Origin of the sequence: Luteibacter rhizovicinus (assembly GCF_004342265.1) — a bacterium.
In the GTDB taxonomy this organism is placed as follows: domain Bacteria; phylum Pseudomonadota; class Gammaproteobacteria; order Xanthomonadales; family Rhodanobacteraceae; genus Luteibacter; species Luteibacter rhizovicinus_B.
Map to the genome: position 1 here is coordinate 111,869 of NZ_SMCS01000003.1, position 22,034 is coordinate 133,902.

Here is a 22,034-nt window from a genome sequence, read left to right on the forward strand (position 1 = left end):
CGCATGACGACGCTCTTTATTTCCGACCTGCATCTGGACGACAGCCGCCCCGCGATCACGACCTTGTTCGAGGACTACCTGGCCAGCGACGAAGCGCGCGCGGCGGATGCGTTCTACATTCTGGGCGATCTGGTGGAAGCCTGGGTCGGCGACGACGACGATGCCGAACTTCCCGGACGCATCGCACACGCGACGCGCAGCCTGCGCGATGCCGGCGTACCGGTGTACTTCATGGTGGGCAACCGGGACTTCCTGCTCGGCGAGACCTTCGCCGAACGTGCCGGCATGATGCTTCTCGACGACGGCGTCGTACACGACCTTTACGGGACGCCCACTCTGCTGATGCACGGCGATCTGCTGTGCACGGACGACATCGAATATCAGGCGTTCCGCCAGCAGGTAAGGACGCCCGCATGGGGCGCGCAGATTCTCGCCATGCCGCTCGAAGCACGCCGTGCATTCGCCGCCAAGGCGCGCACGGAAAGCAAGGAGCGCACCGGCCGTATCGCCGAGGCGATCATGGACGTGAACCAGCATACGGTGGAAACCACCATGCGCGACAAGGGCGTTCATCGCCTCATCCACGGTCATACGCATCGTCCGGCCATCCACGACTTCACACTGGACGGCGCACCCGCGCAACGCATCGTGCTGGGCGACTGGTACGACCAGGGCTCGGTGCTGACCGTCGATGCCAACGGTGTCGAGCTGCGCGGACTGCGTCTGCCGACGGCGTAAGAAGGTCCGTATCGGACTTTATCCATAGTCGTACACCTCGGTGGAAGCGCTAGACTCAGCGCGGCTCCCGCGAGGCGTTCCACGCATGAACATGTCCCGGCAAGACACGCGCAGTCTCCGCTTCGGCAAACCCGCAAGCGGATGGCGACGCAAGGCACATACGCTGATCTTCGAGTCGGACACGACGGCGGGACGCCGTTTCGATGTCACGCTGCTACTGGTGATCGTCACCAGCGTACTGGTAGTGATCCTGGACAGCGTGACGTCCATCCATGCGCAGTCCAGCGGTGCGCTGTATGGGCTGGAATGGGTGTTCACGATCGCGTTCACCATCGAATACATCGTGCGCCTGCTGGCCGTGCAACGACCGTTGCGGTACGCCTTCAGCCTGTTCGGCGTGATCGACCTGCTGGCCATCCTGCCGACCTATATCGCCCTGGTGCTACCGGGCATCCATTACCTGATCGACGTGCGCATCCTGCGCCTGCTGCGCGTCTTCCGCCTGCTCAAGATTCCCCTGTACTTCGACGAAGCGCATGGACTCATGACGGCGCTGGCACATGCGCGCCGGAAGATTTTCGTGTTCTTCTTCGCGGTGTGCATCCTCGTCGTGATCCTCGGCACGATGATGTATGTCGTGGAAGGTCCGGAGCACGGATTCACCAGCATTCCCGCCGCGATGTACTGGGCGGTCGTCACACTGAGCACCACGGGTTACGGCGATCTCACGCCACGCACGCCGCTAGGTCAGATGCTCACCTCCGTCACCATCCTGCTCGGCTACGCGATCATCGCGCTGCCTACCGGCATCGTCGGTGCGGAACTGGCCGCCGGCATCATTCGCGGCGAGCGCGATACGCGGATGTGTGCGCATTGCGGCACGGTCGGGCACGAACGCGATGCGGGATATTGCAGGAAGTGCGGTACGGGGTTGTAGCCGCATGAGCAAGGTCCTCTTCGTGACGATGCCCATGGTGGTGCGAAGCTTTCTGTGGGAGCGCCAAAAGCCCTTAGCCCAACGTCTCCAGCCACTCCAGCTCCAGCTCGCTGAACCCCGCCTCGCGGCGGGCCGGGCGATTGAACGGGCCGCGTAGCGATCCGTGCATGTATTCGTCGAGCAACGCGACGAAGGTGGCGCGCGACTCGACGCCGTCACGCTCGCAGCACCAGTGAAACCAGCGGGTGCCCGCGGCGACATGCGCGACTTCTTCGCGCAGGATCACGTCGAGTATCGCCACCGTCGGATCGTCGCCCTGACGCTTGAGGCGTTCGATCATTCCCGGTGTAACGTCCAGACCGCGCGCTTCGAGTACGCGCGGCACCAGTGCCATGCGTGCGGTGTCGCTGTGCGCCGTCTTTTCCGCCATGTCCCACAGGCCGTTATGCGCGTCGAAATCGCCATAGGCGTGGCCAAGCTCCGCCAGGCGCGAGGCCAGCATCGTGTAGTGGCGTGCCTCGTCGTTCGCGCAGGACGCCCAGTCGCGATAGAAACCCTCCGGCTTGCCGCGATATCGATAAACGGCGTCCCACGCCAGATTGATAGCGTTGAATTCGATATGCGCGATCGCATGGACCAGCGCGGCACGCCCTTCGGCTGTGCCGAGCCCGCGCTGCGCGAGGTCGCGCGGCGATATCAGACGTGGAAGCGGCGGCCGTCCCGGCGGACCGACCGGCTCGGGACCGGGCGCGTCGACATCGGGCCTCAGTTCGCCATCGAGCAGACGCTGCCATGTCTCGAACGACAGACGCACCTTCTCGGCCGGGTCGACGGCATCCAGACAGCGTTTGGCGGCGGCATGGAGATCGGTCATGTCCAGAATCCCTGAAACGACGAGGCGGCCTCGATGGGCCGCCTCGTTGTGAAGCCGATCGGACTCAGGCGCTACGGCGTTCCGTTTTCGCGGCATCCGAACGCTGGGTTTCCTGCTGTGCGAGGTAGCCGGCTTCGACACCCGTCACGTACTCGCCCGAGAAGCACGAGGTATCGAAGTGCTTCAGATCTTCGTTGCCGTCACTGACGGCCCAGATCAAATCTTCGAGGTCCTGATAGACCAGCCAGTCGGCGCCAAGCTCCGTCTCGACTTCCTTCACCGTACGGCCGGCAGCGATCAGTTCCGCCGTCGCGGGCATGTCGATGCCGTAGACGTTCGGATAGCGCACCGGCGGCGCGGCCGAAGCGAAGTAGACGTTCTTCGCACCCGCGTCGCGGGCCATCTGGATGATCTGCTTGGACGTCGTGCCGCGAACGATCGAATCGTCGACCAGCAGGACGTTCTTCTTGCGGAATTCCAGCTCGATGGTGTTGAGCTTGCGACGCACCGATTTCACGCGCTCGCCCTGCCCCGGCATGATGAAGGTACGGCCGATGTAGTGATTCTTGACCAGCCCTTCGCGCATCGGAACACCAAGCGCCTGCGCCAGCGAACTGGCCGCTGTGCGCGAGGTATCCGGGATGGGGATGACCGCGTCGATACCGTGGTCCGGACCGCGCTCGCGAAGGATCTTCTCGGCGAGCTTCTCGCCCATGCGCAGGCGTGCCTTGTACACCGACACGTCTTCCATCATCGAGTCGGGACGCGCGAGGTACACGTATTCGAAGATGCACGGTGCATGCACCGCATCCGGCGCGCAACGCTGGGCATGCAACTGGCCACCGTCCGTGATGATGACGGCTTCGCCCGGCTCCACGTCGCGCACGCGCTTGAAGCCAAGGACGTCCAGCGCGACGGATTCGGAGGCCACCGCGTATTCGCGGCCGCCTACCGTCTCGCGCTCGCCGAGCACCAGCGGACGGATGCCGTTCGGATCGCGGAACGCCACCAGGCCGTAGCCGAGGATGAGCGCCAGGCAGGCATAGCCGCCACGCGCACGGGCGTGCACGGCGGATACCGCCTTGAAGACGTGTTCGGCCGTCAGGTTTCCGCGGTCTTCCAACTGCAGTTCGTGCGCGAGCACGTTCAGCAGGACCTCGGAATCGGAGTCGGTGTCGATGTGGCGACGATCGTCCTCGAACATTTCCTTGCGCAGCACTTCGGTGTTCACGAGGTTACCGTTGTGCGCGAAGGCAATGCCGTAAGGCGAGTTCACGTAGAAAGGCTGCGCTTCTTCCATGTCGGTCGAACCGGCGGTCGGGTAGCGGCAATGACCGATGCCGATGCGACCGTGCAGCTTGGAAACGCCACTCTGGTTGAATACGTCGCGGACAAGTCCGTTGCCCTTGTGCAGGCGCAGACGCGCGCCGTCCACCGTGGCAATGCCGGCGGCATCCTGCCCGCGATGTTGCAGGACGGTCAGGCCGTCATACAGGGCCGATGCCACCTCGGTGGTACCGACGATGCCGATGATTCCGCACATGGGACTTGCCTTCCTACTGATGAGCCGCCGTGGACGCGGCGGCAGGGTGAAGATGATCGATCGTGTCCTGCTGCGGCAACGACGGCACCGACAGCTTGGGAATATGGTCCAGCACGTCGGGCAGGTGGAAATTCCCGCGTACCGACGCTGGTAATTCTGAGCCGAGCCAGTCGGCTACGCCGCGAAATTGCGGCAACATCTGCGAATCGCGTACCCAGGAATCGCCGGCGATCGGCGTGAATCCCATCAGGAATACGCCCAGCGACACGATCAGCACGCCGCGGGCAAAGCCAAACACCATGCCCAGCAGGCGGTCGGTGCCGCCAAGTCCCGTACCCGCCACCAGTCGCCCGATCACGAAACGCACCAGCGCACCCAGGATCAGTACCGCCACGAAGCACATGCCGTACCCGAGAAGCATCCGCGCCGAAGGCTGCGGGATGCTGTGTTCGAAATACCCGGCCACCGAAGGCCCGAACGTCCAGCAGATCCAGAAAGCCATCGCCCAGATCACCAGCGACAACACCTCGGAAATGAGGCCGCGCCATAGCCCCATCAAGACCGACAAGCCAAGGATCGTGAGAATGGTGTAGTCGAGCCAGTTCACTCAGGCGTTCCATGGCGGGGGCGGAGAGGCATGGGAATCGAAGCGCAGTGGCCGCCCGCCTTACGGGGCGGTGACCACGACGCCGTCGATGCCGAGCTTGGCTTTCACCTGCTCCTTGAGGCGTACCGCGTCGTCCCGCTGCGTCTGCGGCCCGGCGCGTACGCGCCAGAGCTTCGCGCCGCTGCTGCTGGACACGGTGTCCACATAACCCGCGATACCCGCGGCGCGTACTTTGTCGCGCAGGCGCGTGGCTTCCACTTCGCTGCTGACGGCGGCAAGCTGAACGGCGAACCCGCCCGCATGCGGCGCGCTGGCAGCGGCCGGTGCGGGAGACGCCCCTGCCGGGGCGGCGGCGACCGGAGCCGGCGCACGCGGCGCGACATCCGCCTGCTGGCTGCTGGAACCTGCCGACAGCGAGGCCGGCACGCCCGGAACCGACGAAGTGATCTTGAGACGGGCCGCTTCGGCGGCCGTACGGCTTTCGAACGGCCCAGCCGTGACGCGGGTCAGCGCCTTGCCGGCCTGCGTCGTGGCGCTGGCGGTGACGGGATAACCGAGCCCACGGACTTTCGACACCAGGGCATCCGCCTTGGCGTGATCCGCATAGGCGCTGAGGTTGATCGTATAGCTACCGCGTGCGGCCGTGCCGGCGGGTTCGGCCGGTGCGACAGGCGTCGCTGCCACCGGCGCGGCCGGCTTCACCGGAGCGGTCGCGACGGGCGTAACCGGCTTCGGCGCCGGCGTGCTGCGGGCCGATGCGGGCTTCGGCTGCGGCTGGTTGGCGAAATCTTCCGGCAGGGCATCGGCCGGCTTGCGCGAAGCGATGTTGACCGAGGCGAGCTTGTCGCCCGCCGGAGCGGCGGCAATGGGAGCCTGGGGAACCGGGCCATTGGCCACCTGGGCACCCGCCACGGAGGCAGGGGCGCCATTCGGCGCGACATCGAGCGTCCGCGTCTGCAGTTCGCGATCCGGCGCCGGAGGAATTTCCAGGCTGACGGTCTGGTCGGCATCCGTTTTGGGCGGCGCGCTGGAGAAGATCATCGGCAAGAACAGGACCGCCAGAGCGATCAGGACGGCGGCACCCAGCAGACGTGTTTTCAATGAAGGCTCCATACGGCTGACGCTTAGCGTATCGCCGCGATTATACCCGGCATCGGGCACCCACCGCCTGCGTGGCGACGGGGACGTTCACATAGCCAGGGATAAACCGACCGAGGCTACGAAGAAAGAACCGAAGATCAGGATCGTATCGTCCGCCGCCGCGTCTTCCCGCGCCGCGCGTATCGCCGAGGCGACATCGTCGAACGACGCGTGATGGGCACCCGGCAGGGTTTCCTGAAGGAAGGTCGTCACGGCACCCGCGGTCAGGCCGCGCTTCGTGCTTCCGTCCAGCCCGGCGAGATACCAGCCATCCACCCGCTGACCGAGGGCACCGACGACACCCGCCACATCCTTGTCGGCAAGCGCGCCAAAGACCGCGAGCACGCGACCGCCCTGCCCGCGCGGCTGGGCGTCGAGCCAGTCCGCCAGCGCACGGGCCGCTTGCGGGTTGTGCGCGACATCCACCACTTCGCGCGGTGCGGAACGCGTCTGCTGCAGGCGGGCCGGAACGTGCACCGCGCGCAGGCCCACCGCCAGCGCGTCGACGCCGACTGGCAGGCGATCGCGCAGCGCATGCAGAACGGCTAGGGCCGTCGCTGCGTTGTCGTGCTGACACGGCGCGTCGAGCGCCGGGTCCGGCAGCTCGAACGACGTACCGTCGCGATGGGTCCAGCGCCAGCCATCGACGCCGCGCTCCACCGTGAAATCGATGCCTGCCCGCTCGGTCGCCGCACCAATCGCATTCAGTGCGTTGATCAGACCCGCGGGCGGATTCGCCTCGCCCACGATGGCGGGACGATCCACCCGGGCGATACCTGCCTTTTCATAGCCGATGCTGTCGCGGTCGGAACCCAGCAAGTCCTGGTGATCGAGATCGACGGTCGTGATCGCCACCGCATCCGCGGCCACGATGTTGACCGCGTCCAGACGCCCGCCGAGACCGACTTCCAGAATCGCGACATCCAGATCGGCGCGTACGAGCAGATCCAGCGCCGCCAGCGTGCCGAACTCGAAATAGGTCTGCGGAATCTCACCGCGCGCTTCTTCGATACGCTCGAACGAAGCCACGAGATCGTCATCGGCGGCGTCGATGCCGTCGATGCGTATGCGTTCGTTATAGGCGAGCAGGTGCGGCGAGGTGTAACAGCCGGTGCGATAGCCCGCCGCACGAAGCATGGCCTCCAGCAAAGCGACCGTCGATCCCTTGCCGTTCGTGCCGCCCACCGTAATGGTGACGGGCGCGGGCTGGCCGCCGCCCATGCGTTGCCACACTTTACTTACCCGTTCGAGACCGAGTTCGATGGTGCGTGGATGCACGCCTTCCTGATAGGCAAGCCACTCAGTGAGGTTACGCGAGGTCAACGAACGAGCTTCCGCATCCAGACGCCGAGACGATGCTTCACCGGCTCCACGCTGCCGATTTCCGGCCACGTCAGTTCGCACGTCATGTCCGTGCGCGGCTCGTAGCCGCGCTTCGTCCAGAACACCCCATTTCCGCGATATCCCGACGGGCGGCGCGGATCGTTCTCGTCGCGCTGCACGGAACAGAATGCCGTCCAGCGAAAATCGCCAACGGCGCGCGCATGCGCTTCGCGGGTATCGAAGAAGCGATGACCAATGCCGCGACCGCGCCATTCGGACAACACGACCGATTCGCCGAAATAGTACACATCGTCGACGGGAATGCCCTTGCGCTCGAAAGGCTGGTGGTACGAAGCCGCATCGTCGCGCAGGGGGATACCCGTGGATGCGCCGACGATCTCGTCGCCAACGCGCGCCAGAACGCAGATGCTGCGCGGAGACGCTGCGTAGTGGGACAGGTATTCGCGCTCATAGTTGTCGTCACCCACGTACAGATACGGCCATTCGCGGAACACGGCGGTGCGCAGCGCGGCCACGCGATCGAGGTGGTTGAGCATCGCGGCACCCACGTAGGTTTCGATGCGAAAGTCGGTGGACTGGGACATGGGACGCTCGGAAAGCGGTGGGGAGATGCGAAGCTTAACGCGCGAAGCGCGCTTTAGCGCGCTGTACATCAGAGTGCCTGACGGAGCGAGCTCGGTGGGAGCGCGCTCCGTCAGGAAGTGGATCAGAGCTTTTCGCCCCGCAAACGCAACGCATTACCCACCACCGACACCGAACTCAGACTCATCGCCAGCGCGGCCACCATCGGCGACAGCGTGACGCCCCACAGCGGATACAGCACGCCCGCCGCCAGCGGCACGCCAATGGCGTTGTAGACGAAGGCAAAGAACAGGTTCTGCCGGATATTGGTCACGGTCGCCTGCGACAGACGACGCGCACGCACGATGCCCGCCAGATCGCCCTTCAACAACGTGACCGATGCACTTTCGATGGCGATATCGCTGCCATTGCCCATCCCGATGCCGACATCGGCCAGCGCCAGCGCGGGTGCGTCGTTCACGCCGTCGCCCGCCATGGCCACCTTGCGCCCTTCTGCCTTCAGGGCCCGGATGATCGACGCTTTTTCCTCGGGAGACGCACCAGCGTGCACTTCGTCGACCGACAGATTCGCCGCTACCGCCCGCGCGGTGGTTTCGCTGTCTCCGGTGAGCATCACCAGACGCAGGCCTGCTTCGCGCAGCGCATCGAGTGCGGGTGCCGCCGAAGGCTTCACCTTGTCGGCGAACGCAAGCAGACCGGCGAGACGTCCGTTCAACGCGAGGAACATCACCGTGGAGCCCCGCGCACGCAGCGACTCGGCCCGATCGCGCGCCGCGCCAGTATCGACACGCTCCTGCTCCATCAGTTTCAGATTGCCCAGGGCGACATCGGTGTCGTCGACCCGGCCAACAACACCACGACCCACCGCCACTTCGAACCCCGTGACGGTAGGAATGACTATGCCCTCGGCGTCGGCCGCCGCGATGACCGCCGCCGCAAGCGGATGCTCGCTGGGCCGCTCCACCGCCGCCGCGAAGGCCAGCACCGCCGCGCGTTCGCGACCATAGGTCTGCACTTCGGTCAGCGCTGGCTTTCCTTCCGTCAACGTACCGGTCTTGTCGAACACCAGCGTATCGACATCGCGCAATGTTTCGATCGCCGCCGCATCCCGGAACAGAACGCCCATCTGCGCACCACGGCCACTCGCGACCATGATCGACATCGGTGTCGCCAGTCCCAGCGCGCAGGGACAGGCAATGATCAGAACCGATACCGCCGCGACAAGCGCGTGGGCGAAACGCGGATCGGGACCGACCAGCCACCATGCCGCGAACGCGAGGACGGCCACCGCTACCACGGCGGGCACGAACCATGCCGCGACGCGATCGGCAATGCGTTGCAACGGTGCGCGCGAACGCTGCGCATCGGCAACAAGCGCCACGATGCGCGACAACATGGTGTCGCTACCGATGCGATCGACACGCATGGTCAGCGCGCCATGCTGGTTCAGCGTACCGCCGGTAACGCGGTCGCCATATCTCTTACTCACCGGCATGGGCTCGCCTGTGAGCATGGCTTCGTCGACATGGCTTTCACCCTCGACGACAACACCGTCCACCGGCACTTTCTCGCCGGGCCTTACGCGAAGCACATCGCCCACGGCGATATCTTCCAGCGCGACATCGTGCTCGCCGCCATCGTTGCCGATACGCCGTGCCGTCTTCGGCACCAGACCGAGCAGCGCGCGCAATGCGGCTCCAGTGCGCCGCCGTGCGCGCAACTCGAGGAAATCGCCCAGCGACACCAGCGTGACGATCACCGCCGCCGATTCGAAATAGACGGCCACACCACCGTGCTCGTCGTGCATGGCGGGCGGAAAGAGTCCGGGGAAAAGAAACGCGATCGCGCTATACGTCCACGCCACGCCCGTACCCAGGGCGATCAGCGTGTACATATTCGGCGACCACGGCCGCAACGAACGCCAGCCACGCGCGAAGAACGGCGCACCGCCCCAAAGCACAACGACGCTGGCGAGCACCGCCTCGATCCAGCCGGCGATCGCGTCGAACGGATGCGCGAGATGCCAGCCGAACAGATGCGGACCCATGGCAAGCAGGAACACAGGAAGCGTCAACGCCAGCAACCCGGCCATCCGCCGCCCCAGCGCCCGCACCTCGCTGTCATCGTCATCCGAGGACGGCATGGCCGGCTCCAGCGCCATGCCGCATTTCGGGCAGGCACCGGGGCCGATCTGGCGGACTTCCGGATGCATGGGACACGTATAGATCGTGCCCGAGGGAGCCGCCGGTGCGGCCGACGCCTTCGGATGCAGGAACGCATGAGGATCGGCGACGAAACGATCGTGGCAGCGCACGGCACAGAAATAGTATGTCTGCCCGTCGTGCTCGGCCCGATGCTTCGCCGTCTCCGGATCGACCGTCATCCCGCAAACCGGATCTTTCACTTCCACCGACGCGGAGGCGCTATGGGCGCAGTGCGTGGCGCTCATGCCCGTACGTCGGACAACGCGCGAAGAATGGGACATTCCTCCGGCGCCCCATGCCCCGGACAGGCGTCGATCAGATCTGCCAGCCCGCCACGTACGCGCTGCAATTCGACGATGCGCGCGTCGATGGCATCGAGCCGGCTCTGCGCCCGCTCGCGTACGCCACTGACGCCTTCCGCCCGATCGGACGAAAGAGCCAGCAGTTCACGTATTTCATCAAGAGTAAAACCCAGGTCCTTGGCTCGCCGGATAAAACGCAGGCGCGCCACCGCACCAATGTCGTATTCCCGATAGCCCGACGCACGCCGGCGCGGCTCGGGAAGCAGTCCCTCGCGCTCGTAATAGCGGATGGTGTCGATGGCAACGCCCACGGTGCTGGCGATGCGCCCAATAGTCAGAGAGTTCGATGCGGTAGTCATGGATCAAGTCTAGACCATTGATCCAGGTCCAGAGTCAAGCGCGGCGTGACGTTATCTGTTGTCGGGCTCCCTTTACCTTGTCACCCGTATCTGAAACCGTGTCATTGCCCCCTTTACCCTGTCACTGCTCAGGATTGCGGATCGCCCGATAGAAGCGAGAAACCACGCACGCTTCCTCGCCATAGAGCTCGAAGGTCAGCGCCTTGGCGCACCCGAAAAAGTCGCCTGCCCCGAGGAAACGAAGACCAACCCCGAAGACATGCTCTCGGCTTGCATCACCGCATTGCTGGGCAGAGGTCAGAACCAGACGGTCAGCCAGCCATGCGCTTCTAGCGTGTGCTTATGTGAACCGCGCAAGGTGCACACTTGCCGGGGGCTTTGACGATATGAGCACCATGATCTTTGGCCACGACGCAGAACCTACCTTAAAAGGATGCTGGTATTCGGCGCTGTACCTTGCCTCATTTCATTAGGCACTAAATCTAGGTGCCGACGCTTAGTAAGGGTCGGCCGAGAATTACAAAAAAAGGTGCACTTTCTGTCTTAATATCTTGAAAGTAATAATCCTTATGCCTTTCTCTTAAAATCGCCCGCGACACCGCGATGGCGTTCTGAGTGCGACGCTGATCAGTGAAGAGAGCACGTGTATCTCGTGCGCCTAGGGGATGACGGAGCCCGTGAATACCTTGAACGAAGCGCCACGGCTCATACGACTATGGCGTCGACGGTAGTGCCTGCAACGTCAGCCGTGTCCGCCGCGGGCCCATCCTCCATCAAACGCGCCTCCTCGCTATCGGCCGACGCGCCGGCGCGGTGATAGCCGAGCGTGCTGACACACTGCAGCGGCCACTCTGAGCCATGGTCTCGGCCAGCGGCACATCGGCTATCCGGCCTGGGTGACGAAGCCCGAACGTAAACTGTGCCCGCCGCCATCCGCTGTCAATCCGGTCGGGTGACGACGGCGCGGTCCTGGACCTCTATCCATGCTGGGTCTTTCGTATCGCCCAATGGGGCGGCGCCGTGGACCGTAAGGGCTTTGAGGAAGCCTGGATCGTAGGCCCGGATATCCTGAGCGACGTCACGAAGGTGCAGGAAGTCGCTTGACGCCTCCGCCTATTATTGGTTGCATCGCGGCGACACGCCCGCAATGGCGGACCGGGTAATGGACAGGGGATCAACGGATGGTTATCAGTCGAGCAGCAGTCGTCGCCGGTTGCGTGATATCGCTTTGGGTCAGTGAGTTCGCTCACGCTCAGCAAAACAGCACCGTCACCTATTACTATACCGATCCCCAAGGCACTGTCTTGGCGGAAACCGATGCGCAAGGCAACATCATTACAACGTCCGACTACACGCCATACGGAACGATCGCATCAGGTACGTTACCCCATGGACCGGGATACACGGGACATGTGGTTGATCCAGACACTAATCTTATCTACATGCAACAAAGATACTACGACGCTGCGACAGGGCGCTTCTCAAGTGTGGACCCTGTTTCGCCGACAGCGGCGAATATCTTTACCTTCAATCGGTATGGCTATGCCAATGACAATCCCGTTCGATATGTCGATCCCGATGGACGTACCTGTACGCAAGCCGATAAAACCTACACGTGTCAGATTGACCAAGTCGTCACGCCGGTGAATGGAAGGAATGTAACCCGAAACGCCACGGCGGAAGACCATAAAACCTATGCAGGAGTGGAAAAGGCACTGACGACGGCGGTCAACGCGGCAGCTAGTTCGGGAAAGACCCAGGTTATATCGTTTCAGAGTGGGGGCAAGGCTTATTCATTTTCTATTTCAGGCACTTCGATTGCCCAAAATTTAGGAAGGCGCGTCATCAGCGTCGATCCCTCCGAATCTGGAGCTATGTATACACAGCGAAACACGACCCATGTTGAACAGGCTGGCTTACAGCCCGGTCGCACCATCTATGGAGATGCAGAAAGGACGCAAGAGGTTGAGTTTTTACACGAGGGAATCCACCAGAGTCGCGACGAATGGAAAGCCCTTGGAATATCCGGATCATGGCAAATGAACAAAGATCAAGACTCTCATCAAGGTGCTTATAACGATGCAGCGGATTCCTTTTTGGAACCTAGTCAATGACTGTCGAGTCGATAATCCTGACGATGGACAGCGCATCTACGAATTGACTCTCTAAAGTCGCTCGCGTAGGAACTCGGCTCAACGACAGGAAACCATCCATGCGCGCAATACGCTTCAATATGCTGTTCGCTCTGGCTTTAGTCGGATGGATACAGCCGGCGGTTTCTAGCCAATCTTACTGTGCGACGGGCGAGGTGAGCCCCATCGCGTTGCGGGTGACAGTTCGGCCGGAGCGACGCCAGGACTTCATCACGTTCTTGCAATCCGACAAGGAGCCCATTGCCCTGGGTGCTAGCTATGTTGGTAGAGCGGAGGGGGCGGACTCCCTGAGCATAAGTTTTTTGGAAGTATTCGATGCGAAAAGGGCATCAAAAATTTCCATTCGGGCGAAGAACAAAAAGCCGTCGTCGGTATTTGATTTTTCGTTTTGGAGTTGCAATACGACGCATAGCCTGGAACCGTACCAGGAGGCCGTGCGCAACAGGGTCACTCAGTTTGGTGCGGTATCCGTAGAAGAAGTAGTTTCCCAGTGATCTGAGGAGGAGCTCGTTGGATTGGCGAGTATGCGCAGCGCCCCCTCGGTATCGACACACCATCCCATTAGGCCGTAGAGCGATCGGGCAATCCGTTCAGGATGTCATCGTCCAGCAAGCGCGCAGTCGGATTAGCCGTCACGCCGCCGGCCTGAAAGTACCCGATCACGCTGCTAACCGCGCGATGCTCGGTCATGGCCATCAGTGCCGGCAACGCGATGCCCTGGCGGGCCCCCTCCGTCACAAAACCTGAGCACAGGCTCTGTCCACCGAAGTCACCTTCCAGTCCGGCAATCGCCGCACGGCGTTGGACGACGGCCGCCGCCGATGCGGGTGAGAGACCGTCACCGACGCGGTGCCGCCACAGTCGACGAAAGATCGGGCCCTCGCTACGCTGCGTGGCCGCGAGCCAGGCGGCCAACGCATCGACCGCCGGAGCCAGGAGCGGATTGTCCGGCGCGGAGGTCGCACTCGGTCCGGCCTGCTGGCTGTTGCTATATCCCAAGTGGTACACGAACGCCCGCTCACCCACCTCCCGCAGATCGCTCAGGTCCGCCGCAGCCACTTCACTGCGCCGAAGCCCGCCGCTGGCGAACGCGAACAGCAACAGGGCGCAATCGCGCACCCCGCCAGAGATTCGTCACAGGTCGCCGCAGCGATGTCAGCTCAGGCTGGGCAATCGCCATCTTCTTAATGGGGCGATCACCGCGCTTGACCGCGGCACGTCGGACGCGTGCCATCAGGTGACGAACCGCGGGTTGCTCGCATGGATTGGCGACACGCTGCGCCTGATGGGCTTTGGACAACACGGCGATGCGATGGCAAATCGTGGTGAGTTTGAATTGTCCCCGTCGTTGTTTGAGGCCTGCCTCGACGAGAGCGGCGTCCCACAAATCAGGGAGCTCCCAGGTTATGGCCACTTTGCCGCTTCGAGCTAGGTGGTCGACGATGAACTGGATCACCACGGCCTCGGGCAGCGCCAGGGCAAAGGGCTGGCCGTAGCGGCCCTGATACCACGCCGCGCAGTAGCGCAACGCACTCGCGTAGCTACGGCCAGTGTAGGCTGAAGCGGCCTCGGCGAGGATCTCGCGCACTGCAGCCGCGGCATCTGTAGCCAATTGAGGGTCGGCCGAGAATTAAAACAAAACGCGCCACTTGCTGCACAAGCAGCTGTAGGCACTAGGTTTCTTCTCTAGACGCCAACTACTGGCATTCCTCAGGACGAAGCGGAGGGTTCGGCTGCACGACGGCGGTGCGAGCCATTGTCCTGTGTGCGGTAGTCCCTTGAGCGTATGTAGTGCCGAGCAAGTCACTCAAAGTCGAGATCGGCGGGATCGACGGATCGCCCTGGACATCACTTGCCACTATGCCCGTCGAGACGTCTTGTACGTGCGGCGCATCAGCCCGAACACTGCCTCTTGGGTGGTGCGCGCTGGGAGTAGGCGGCGACGATGTGCCGCTTGCATGCTCGGCGAGTAAGGCCTACGCGCTTGGTGCAGCGACCTCAAAGCTGCGCGCTCTTGCACGGCGTTGTGCTGCACGTCGAGCCGCGCGGGGGAGGAGCTCTTAAATTCACAATGCAGGCGCGAGTGCGCCTCGCCCATTATCATTAGAGCATTGAGAGACCGCAGGATGGCCTTGACGGTTTGCGGCACACCGATCTGGGTGCCGTCGAGCATCGATGCCACGCACACGACGTCAATCACAGCACAGCGCTTGGCGAGCGCAACGACGGCTCGCCGTTTCCAAGTATCCGGCGCTGAACCTTAACTTATTTCATTAGGCACTAAATCCAGGTGCCGACGCTTAGCGACGTGGGATCCACGTATCCAACAAGGTAGCTGGCTTAGGAATGCGCACATGGGAAGCAAGCCATAGAGAGTCCAGCTATGGCCAGTTGCGGCGTTCAATAGGAGCCGCCGATCCCGCACGCAATGGGACTACCCCTCTTCTACTGCTGCTGCCCGGCCGCTCGATACGATGTCACTGCGTTGTCTTATGGCACATAACTATGTCGCTAAGGCACCACGCCTAAGGCATGTGTGCAAATAGCTTGGAAAAATCAATCATCTATCTCAGTGCCAAAGTTAGCGCTACCCGACATCTGTTGTCGCGCTCCCCTTGCCTTGTCACTCGGGCCTAGCAACAGGAACGGCAAGCGCAATGCCTCCACGACCTGGAAGGCGTCAAGCAGACCCATAAGTGAGCGCATGCCAGATGATCGGAGCGCGGCTTACCGCCGGCGTCGCCCTCGCTTCAATCAAACTGTGGCTGCCCTTTGTCCACGAGGCAGGATCGCATCAAAATTTGCGATCACGATTCATCAGTCGAACTTGACCAAGTCCTTAAAGATCAGTTGACCCCAGCTATTTCCGCGCGCCTGCACAAGCAGCCCACCTTCCGAAAGCCCGCCAAGTTTGATCGGCGAGAAACCGAGATTTTCCGCAAGCGCACCAATCTCCGCTGCTGCGCCGTCATCGTCGCTCGCCAGGAACACGACTCGCCTGCCAGCATGTACGGCTGGGTCTTGGGCAAGGACGGCAGCGCCCAAATGGTTGAAGCCTTTAACCAGGCTTGCACCCGTGAAGGCCTGTGCGACGACCCTGGAAGAAGGCTCTCCTCCCAGTTCCTCAGGGGGCACGCCGTAGGCATTGGTCACATCGATGATGGTCTTTCCCTGCCAGCTGGGCAGCGCCTTCGCGACATCCGGGTGCGCCTCGAAACGGACGGCCAAAAAGACGATATCCGCCTTGACCGCTTCCGCCAGTTTTTTGGGAATGATCGTGGATCCAATCGCGGCCGCATCGGATGCAAAGCTTTCCGGGTCGCGCGTGGTTGCCACCGATACTTCGATGCCGTTGCGGGCAAACGCCTTGGCCAGGGCCTGGCCGATCTTGCCGAAGCCGATAATTGCGTAGCTCATATATTAGCCTTGGGTTTAGCACGCCCTACGGCGCTCCGAATCATCGGATGGAGCACCGTAGGGCGTAGCACGTCAGAGTTGCGCCAGGCCGCCGTCGACGGCGATCTCGCTGGCGGTCATGAAGCTGCTGTCCGACGACGCGAGAAAGGCAGCCACGGCCCCGATCTCCGATGGATCGGCCATGCGCTGGAGCGGAGTCATCGCGGCGTAGACCTTTTGGCCCTCCTCGCCTAGCGCCGCCTTCGCGAGTTCGGTCGCCGTCGCTCCGGGCGACAGCACGTTTACCCGGATGCCGGTGCCCTTCAGGTCCTCCGCCCAGGTCCGCGCGAGGTTGCGCACGGCCGCCTTGCTCGCGCTGTAGGCGCTCATTGTGGGGGCGCCCGTGGTGCCTGCGCTCGATCCGGTCAGGATGATCGAACCGCCTTCGCCCATCAGCGGCAGCGCCTTCTGGACCGTGAAGATCGTGCCCTTCACGTTCGTGTCGAAGTGTTCGTCAATGTGCTCTGCAGTGATCTCGCCGAGCCGAGCCTGGTTACCCGCCCCGGCATTGGCAAACACGATGTCAAGGGTTCCGCGCTCGGCCTTCACCGCCGCGTAGAGTCGGTCGAGGTCAGCCTCATCCGAGACCGAGCCCTTCACCGCGCGGGCATTGGGCCCGAGGTCGGCCACCGCGGCGTCGAGCGCTTCCTGCCGGCGGCCGAAGATGAAGACGAAGGCGCCCTCTTCGATGAAGCGCTTTGCTGCGGCGCGGCCGATGCCGGTAGCGCCGCCGGTGATCACGGCGGTCTTTCCATTCAGTCTGGTCATGACGTGCATCCTTCTTGGAGTTGTACGGAAGCAGGAAACTGCTTACTCAAGGAAGGATGGAGTTCTGATAACCTAAGGACAAGTATGCACTTTTTGGTAAGTATCAAAAAATGACGACGCCTTCTCAAACCTGCGATCCCGGCTGCGGACTCAACGCCACGCTCCGCATCATCTCGGGCAAGTGGAAACCGCTGGTCCTGTTTTTCCTGCGCGACGGCCCGAAGCGCTACGGCGAGCTCAAGCGCCTGATCCAGGGCGTCAGCGACAAGGTGCTGATCCAGCAATTGAAGGATCTGGAGGCCGATCACGTGCTGGCGCGGACCAACTACAAGGAGGTGCCGCCGCGCGTGGACTACGCGCTGACCCCGCTCGGTCGCAGCTTGGCTGACGCGATCATCCCGCTGTGCACCTGGGGAACCGAGAACATGGCGGAAATGGCAAGCATCTTCGCCAAGCGCGACACTGTGCCTTAGCAAGATGCTGAAGAACCGCTGAGTCGGGCGACCCTCCGCATTCGTGGGAGGGCGGCAAAGTTGCCTCTGTTGGCGAACCATCGAGCGAACGAGAACAGCAACAAAGCGGGCGACAGAATCAATTGCGCAAAGGTCTTGCCCGGCAGATTCAGCGCAAGCCGCAACAAACCGAACCGCCAGGTTTCACGCCGCTCGGAAATGGGTAGATACGCAAGCGTATAAGACACGATCGCCGCCGCGCCCTCTTCCTGTAGTTGTATTCGCCTTCATAGTGCCGGCCGTCCTTCTCGAATGAAAAGTCGAGCACCGTGCCGTTGCCGATGCCTTTCGCCGGCGTAAAAGTACGGCTGCTCAAGGCCGCTTTCAACAAGTCGATTTGTTGCGCGCTAGCCTTGTCGACGCTCGGTACGTATTTTCCGATTCCCGTATACGTTGTCTCGGGCAGGACACTCACGTTGCGTCCGCACGCGTAGTACGAAATCTCGCCATCCCTTGCCCGTCGCGGACCACGAAAGAGTCAGATGCACTCTTGCCGCTTGCCATCTCCGTCACGCCGAAAAGACATACTGAAAACCGGGACGGAGGCAATAAGTGGATTTAACCACCTCCGTCCCGGTTTACCGCTGACGATTAGCGAACGCTCAGGTCTTTTTCAGAAAGCACACCTTGAGCACAAGACCCTTGATCTTGTCCGAGTTCCCTTCGATGTGCTCGACATCGCCTTCCACCAGACGGATATTGCGAATGACCGAACCCTGCTTGAGCGGAATGGACGAGCCTTTCACTTTCAGGTCCTTGATCACCACGACGGAGTCGCCGTTATCGAGCACATTGCCATGGACGTCGCGCACCAGGGCGGCGCTTTCCTCGACGCTCATCGACCGCTGAGGCCATTCGTGCGCGCAATCGGGACAGATGTACATGTCGCCGTCGGGGTAGGTGTTTTCCATGCCGCAAAGCGGGCAAGCCGAAATATCAGACGTGTTCACGGGAAAGTTCTCTTATCTAGAAGGACAAATATGTCGTTTTGTCGTCACAGTCAGTGATGCGGCGAAGCGCCAACGGGGCAGGACAAAAGCGCCCTGGCAAAGCATCATTTCCACTCGTAGGAGGCCGCCCGAACGAAGTGCGAACGAGCGATATCGCTGAGCCACGTGAACGAGCTATGGAGTGCCCGATCCGCGGCGTCACTCCCAATGGATAAGTCGCAGCCTTCCCAATGAGTCGCACGGCATACGTCTGCCCAAACGCTTCGTATCAAAACCTGGTCCGCCTCGGATAGGCCGTCCGTCCCTGCATACTCACCTACGCTACCTTTGACGACCTACCACATGAAAACGAGACGGAGGCGCCAGGTGCGCGCGAACCGCCTCGAAGAGCGGACTCGGCTGGGCCGGCTGCTGGACGTGCCGACCTACGGCAGCGGCCGCTAACTGAGCCATCTCCAGCGGCACTGGCACCGTCGCCTCCGGCCAGAACGTCAGCTCGAGTGCGCCGAGTCGGGACGCGCTATCCAGATGCGGCAACACGTCGCGATAGATCTGCTGCCGCGCATCGTTCTGTAATGGTTCCCCGTTCGGCGCAATCACGACACGACATGCCGCCTGGTTCGTGCTCTTGAGATAGGCGCCATAGGCGGTCAGGCATCCGGAGAACAGGGAACGATGGCGCAGTGCGTCGGCCACCTGGGCCTGACGCGCTTCCTGTTCGACCACGGCGACCGCAAATCGAACCGGAAGGCGGCGAATCAAGGCAGCCAGTGTGCTTTCCGCTGCACCGGGATCGCGCTCAAGCGGCAAACCCAACTGTGGTGCCACGTCGTGAATCCAGGACGTGCCGCCCTTGGGGGGCATGCAGAGCGCCATCGTATCGCCGCGCAGTTGCCGCAAGCTCGCGGCTGTCTGAGTCAGCATGGCCCACGCCACCGGAACGGCGGGCCAGCACAGGATCTGCACGAACACATGCCTGTCCTTGGTACTGACCGCGTATTCGCCCAGAAACGCGACCTGCTCCGGGCGCAATCCGACCATCGCCTGCGAGGTGCTTTTCCCTGCCGTCGCGGCGGCGCCGCCAGGCTTACCGGCCACTGACACGGCGACTCCCTTGTTCCGCGGAAGCCTCATCGGACGACACCTCGTCCTCCGCATGCCATGGCCGTCCCGAGGCACTCTCGATGTATTCGCGGATGAGGCGACGTACCACCTGAGATGGCGTCGTGTCCTCGTCCGCGCACAGGCGCTCGAAGACCGCCTTCTTGCGTGGGTCGATCAGGATGGTCAGGCGAGCGGTACGGTTCTCGATGGGCATACTGGGCTATCCAGAGTCACATGGAATATGTAGAAGATGATAATACTATTATCATCCACGTTGCCTTGCCCCAGGGGGAACGATGGACACGGTCAATGCCCGCAAGTACCTGCGGCTGTATGTGCCAAAGCTGTACACCGTGCTGTCCGAGGGCTACGGCTGGCGCGACCTGCGCAGCGATGCGATCGCGGGTCTGACAGTCGCCATCGTGGCGTTGCCGCTGGCGATGGCGTTGGCGATTGCCAGCGGCACCACGCCGGAAAAAGGGCTTTATACGGCCATCGTCGCGGGCTTCCTGATATCGGCACTGGGCGGTTCGCGCGTGCAGATTGGCGGGCCGACAGCGGCGTTCGTTCCGGTGGTGTTCGTGGTCATCCAGAAATTCGGCTTCGGTGGCCTGATCCTGTGCACGCTTCTGGCCGGCCTGATGCTGATCGGCGCCGGGCTTTTGCGCCTGGGTACCCTGATGAAGTACATGCCCCAGCCGGTAATCACAGGATTCACCGCGGGCATCGCTGTCAGCATCTTTTCCAGCCAGGTAAAGGACGCACTCGGACTGACTATGGCTACCATGCCAGCCGATTTTCTCGGGCGCTGGGTCGCATATGTACATCAGCTGCCGACCATGCAACCGGCTGCCGTGACGCTCACGCTGGTCAGTCTTGCCGTGATCGTGGCGACACGCCACTGGCGGCCGGGATGGCCCGGCTTCCTGATCGCCTTGCTGGTCTGCACCGCACTGAGTGTGGGCTTCGTCTTGCCCGCGGAGACGATTGGCAGCCGGTTCGGTGGATTGCCTTCGAGTCTGCCGATCTTCGATGTTCCGCATATTCCGTTCGAGCGCACACGCGAGCTGCTTCCCAGTGCGTTCACCATCGCCTTTCTCGCGGGTGTGGAATCGCTGTTGTCTGCTGTGGTGGCGGATGGCATGACTGGCAAGCGACATCGGTCCAATGGCGAATTGGTGGCACAGGGCCTCGCCAATGTCGGCTCCGCTTTGTTTGGCGGCCTTCCCGCCACCGGGGCCATTGCGCGCACAGCGACGAACATACGTGCCGGTGGCCGGACTCCGCTAGCCGGCATGATCCACGCCGCTTTGCTGCTGGTCTTCATGCTGGCTTTGGCGCCACTGATGAAGTTCGTGCCGCTCGCCGCCCTTGCCGCCGTATTGCTGGTGGTGGCCTGGAACATGAGCGAGATCGAGCACTTCCGCCATACCTTATCGGCCCCGAAAGGCGACGGATTGGTGCTGCTGCTGACCTTCGGCCTGACCGTGTTTTTCGATCTCACCGTCGCGATCGAGGTCGGTCTCGTGGTGTCGGCCTTCGTCTTCATGTTCCGCATGGCGAACGCGGTCGAAGTCAGTGCGGGCATCAAACTGCTCGACGAAAACGGCGACGACCGCGTCGCGGGTGACGACGCCTCACAACGTGCCCGGCTACCGCCGGGTGTCGAGGTATTCCAGATCAGCGGCCCGTTGTTTTTCGGCGCGGCCAATCGGCTGGATGATTTGCTCGATCAATTTCAGAAGGCCACCAGGGTCTTCATTCTGCGCATGCGGCTGGTGCCCATCATCGATGCCAGCGGCGTCCATGCACTCAAAACCTTGCTGGAGCGCTGCCGCCGACGCGGTATCGTACTTATCGTCTCCGGTTTGCAACCGCAGCCACAGCGGGTGATCCGGGCGATGGCACTGCATCCGCACGAGGGCGAGTTGTATTTCGTCGACAACTACGAGGCCGCGTTGGCGCTATCGCAACAACTATGCGTTCGGGACTCATCTTCCGAGCGGCAAACCAATCCGGAACACGATGACCCCGAATGACCGAACCATCGAAGCACTGCGTCAGCGCATCCCGTCGTTTACCTGCATCGTGGGCTGCCACGACTGTTGCGGACCGGTGACGGCGTCCTCCGAAGAAGTGGCGAGACTGCCTGCCAAGACCGAGGCCGAACATACAACCGCATTGTCCGAACTGAATTGTCCATATCTTGGCAAGCATGGCTGCGAGGTCTATAGCGAACGTCCGTTGATCTGCCGCTTATTTGGCACGACGCCACGATTGCTTTGCCCGAACGGAAAGCGGCCGGTGTATATGATCGACACCAGAACCGAGGACGAGATCCACCAGTTCCTTGCGCGAACACGGCAAGTACTCTTGTAGGGCGAACAGTCATTGTGGTCGACACAAAAGTCTCGTCCTCAATACCCCTGCCCAGGCGGTTTATCCGTCCGGGATCGTATCC

At 62.4% G+C, this 22,034-nt stretch carries 23 protein-coding genes; 7 read left to right on the plus strand and 16 right to left on the minus strand.

The window, feature by feature from the left end; translation table 11 throughout:
- The first annotated feature begins 3 nt into the window (after positions 1 to 3).
- Together EC912_RS08975 and EC912_RS08980 are read left to right on the plus strand one after the other, a co-directional pair.
- Entirely contained in the window at positions 4 to 738 is a 735-nt protein-coding gene (locus tag EC912_RS08975) for a UDP-2,3-diacylglucosamine diphosphatase (protein ID WP_132143110.1), read from the plus strand.
- Between the two features lie 85 nt (positions 739 to 823).
- Positions 824 to 1,675: an ion transporter gene (locus EC912_RS08980; protein ID WP_243649205.1), complete on the plus strand. Its 852-nt coding sequence runs from the start codon at positions 824 to 826 to the stop codon at positions 1,673 to 1,675.
- 73 nt (positions 1,676 to 1,748) lie between these two features.
- Here EC912_RS08980 and EC912_RS08985 read toward each other — a convergent pair whose 3' ends face one another.
- The 8 genes from EC912_RS08985 to EC912_RS09020 form a co-directional block, all read right to left on the minus strand.
- Positions 1,749 to 2,549 carry a ferritin-like domain-containing protein gene (locus EC912_RS08985; RefSeq protein WP_132143114.1) on the minus strand — a complete coding sequence of 267 codons (801 nt, stop codon included), beginning with the start codon at positions 2,547 to 2,549 and terminating at the stop codon, positions 1,749 to 1,751.
- A 64-nt stretch (positions 2,550 to 2,613) separates the two neighbouring features.
- Positions 2,614 to 4,092 carry an amidophosphoribosyltransferase gene (gene purF / locus EC912_RS08990; protein WP_132143116.1) on the minus strand — a complete coding sequence of 493 codons (1,479 nt, stop codon included), beginning with the start codon at positions 4,090 to 4,092 and terminating at the stop codon, positions 2,614 to 2,616.
- Positions 4,093 to 4,105: 13 nt separating this feature from the next.
- Positions 4,106 to 4,699 carry a CvpA family protein gene (locus tag EC912_RS08995; protein WP_132143118.1) on the minus strand — a complete coding sequence of 198 codons (594 nt, stop codon included), beginning with the start codon at positions 4,697 to 4,699 and terminating at the stop codon, positions 4,106 to 4,108.
- A 60-nt stretch (positions 4,700 to 4,759) separates the two neighbouring features.
- Positions 4,760 to 5,800 (minus strand): SPOR domain-containing protein, encoded by a 1,041-nt coding sequence (locus EC912_RS09000; protein ID WP_132143120.1) that lies wholly within the window; start codon positions 5,798 to 5,800, stop codon positions 4,760 to 4,762.
- An 87-nt stretch (positions 5,801 to 5,887) separates the two neighbouring features.
- Positions 5,888 to 7,162, minus strand: a complete 1,275-nt coding sequence (gene folC / locus EC912_RS09005) for a bifunctional tetrahydrofolate synthase/dihydrofolate synthase (protein WP_132143122.1) — start codon at positions 7,160 to 7,162, stop codon at positions 5,888 to 5,890.
- Positions 7,159 to 7,767: a GNAT family N-acetyltransferase gene (locus EC912_RS09010; protein WP_132143124.1), complete on the minus strand. Its 609-nt coding sequence runs from the start codon at positions 7,765 to 7,767 to the stop codon at positions 7,159 to 7,161. The genes folC and EC912_RS09010 overlap by 4 nt, the downstream gene beginning before the upstream one ends.
- Positions 7,768 to 7,889: 122 nt before the next feature.
- Entirely contained in the window at positions 7,890 to 10,214 is a 2,325-nt protein-coding gene (locus EC912_RS09015; RefSeq protein WP_243649206.1) for a heavy metal translocating P-type ATPase, read from the minus strand.
- Positions 10,211 to 10,630: a heavy metal-responsive transcriptional regulator gene (locus EC912_RS09020; protein WP_132143128.1), complete on the minus strand. Its 420-nt coding sequence runs from the start codon at positions 10,628 to 10,630 to the stop codon at positions 10,211 to 10,213. The genes EC912_RS09015 and EC912_RS09020 overlap by 4 nt, the downstream gene beginning before the upstream one ends.
- A gap of 1,181 nt (positions 10,631 to 11,811) precedes the next feature.
- Between EC912_RS09020 and EC912_RS09025 the strand changes: the two genes are divergently transcribed.
- Together EC912_RS09025 and EC912_RS09030 are read left to right on the plus strand one after the other, a co-directional pair.
- Complete coding sequence (locus EC912_RS09025; RefSeq protein WP_132143130.1) at positions 11,812 to 12,744, plus strand: RHS repeat-associated core domain-containing protein; 933 nt, start codon at positions 11,812 to 11,814, stop codon at positions 12,742 to 12,744.
- Positions 12,745 to 12,842: 98 nt separating this feature from the next.
- Positions 12,843 to 13,277, plus strand: coding sequence for a hypothetical protein (locus EC912_RS09030; RefSeq protein ID WP_132143133.1), 435 nt, complete (start codon positions 12,843 to 12,845; stop codon positions 13,275 to 13,277).
- Positions 13,278 to 13,344: 67 nt separating this feature from the next.
- On the opposite strand, the gene EC912_RS19790 is transcribed toward EC912_RS09030, so the two are convergent.
- From EC912_RS19790 to EC912_RS09045, 4 genes are all read right to left on the minus strand, one after another.
- On the minus strand, positions 13,345 to 13,902 hold the full coding sequence (locus tag EC912_RS19790; RefSeq protein WP_343136941.1) for an integrase: 558 nt from the start codon (positions 13,900 to 13,902) through the stop codon (positions 13,345 to 13,347).
- Positions 13,844 to 14,371: a hypothetical protein gene (locus EC912_RS19795; protein WP_343136942.1), complete on the minus strand. Its 528-nt coding sequence runs from the start codon at positions 14,369 to 14,371 to the stop codon at positions 13,844 to 13,846. The genes EC912_RS19790 and EC912_RS19795 overlap by 59 nt, the downstream gene beginning before the upstream one ends.
- Positions 14,372 to 15,600: 1,229 nt before the next feature.
- Positions 15,601 to 16,200, minus strand: a complete 600-nt coding sequence (locus EC912_RS09040) for an NADPH-dependent F420 reductase (protein WP_132143135.1) — start codon at positions 16,198 to 16,200, stop codon at positions 15,601 to 15,603.
- 72 nt (positions 16,201 to 16,272) lie between these two features.
- Positions 16,273 to 17,007, minus strand: coding sequence for an SDR family NAD(P)-dependent oxidoreductase (locus EC912_RS09045; RefSeq protein ID WP_132143137.1), 735 nt, complete (start codon positions 17,005 to 17,007; stop codon positions 16,273 to 16,275).
- A 110-nt stretch (positions 17,008 to 17,117) separates the two neighbouring features.
- On the opposite strand from EC912_RS09045, the gene EC912_RS09050 reads away from it, so the two are divergent.
- Positions 17,118 to 17,480 (plus strand): winged helix-turn-helix transcriptional regulator, encoded by a 363-nt coding sequence (locus tag EC912_RS09050; protein WP_132143139.1) that lies wholly within the window; start codon positions 17,118 to 17,120, stop codon positions 17,478 to 17,480.
- 148 nt (positions 17,481 to 17,628) lie between these two features.
- Here EC912_RS09050 and EC912_RS09055 read toward each other — a convergent pair whose 3' ends face one another.
- From EC912_RS09055 to EC912_RS09070, 4 genes are all read right to left on the minus strand, one after another.
- Entirely contained in the window at positions 17,629 to 17,934 is a 306-nt protein-coding gene (locus EC912_RS09055; RefSeq protein ID WP_132143141.1) for a hypothetical protein, read from the minus strand.
- Positions 17,935 to 18,121: 187 nt separating this feature from the next.
- Positions 18,122 to 18,469, minus strand: coding sequence for a zinc ribbon domain-containing protein YjdM (locus EC912_RS09060; RefSeq protein ID WP_132143143.1), 348 nt, complete (start codon positions 18,467 to 18,469; stop codon positions 18,122 to 18,124).
- Positions 18,470 to 18,790: 321 nt separating this feature from the next.
- The gene (locus tag EC912_RS09065; RefSeq protein WP_132143145.1) at positions 18,791 to 19,573 is read right to left on the minus strand and encodes a hypothetical protein; all 783 of its coding nucleotides are present in this window, start codon (positions 19,571 to 19,573) and stop codon (positions 18,791 to 18,793) included.
- Complete coding sequence (locus EC912_RS09070) at positions 19,557 to 19,787, minus strand: CopG family transcriptional regulator (protein ID WP_207906806.1); 231 nt, start codon at positions 19,785 to 19,787, stop codon at positions 19,557 to 19,559. Before EC912_RS09070 ends, EC912_RS09065 begins: the two co-directional genes overlap by 17 nt.
- An 82-nt stretch (positions 19,788 to 19,869) precedes the next feature.
- Between EC912_RS09070 and EC912_RS09075 the strand changes: the two genes are divergently transcribed.
- Positions 19,870 to 21,612 (plus strand): SulP family inorganic anion transporter, encoded by a 1,743-nt coding sequence (locus EC912_RS09075; RefSeq protein WP_132143147.1) that lies wholly within the window; start codon positions 19,870 to 19,872, stop codon positions 21,610 to 21,612.
- A complete protein-coding gene (locus EC912_RS09080; RefSeq protein WP_132143149.1) occupies positions 21,599 to 21,952 on the plus strand; it encodes a YkgJ family cysteine cluster protein in 354 nt (117 codons plus the stop codon). Before EC912_RS09075 ends, EC912_RS09080 begins: the two co-directional genes overlap by 14 nt.
- Positions 21,953 to 22,034 lie beyond the last annotated feature (82 nt).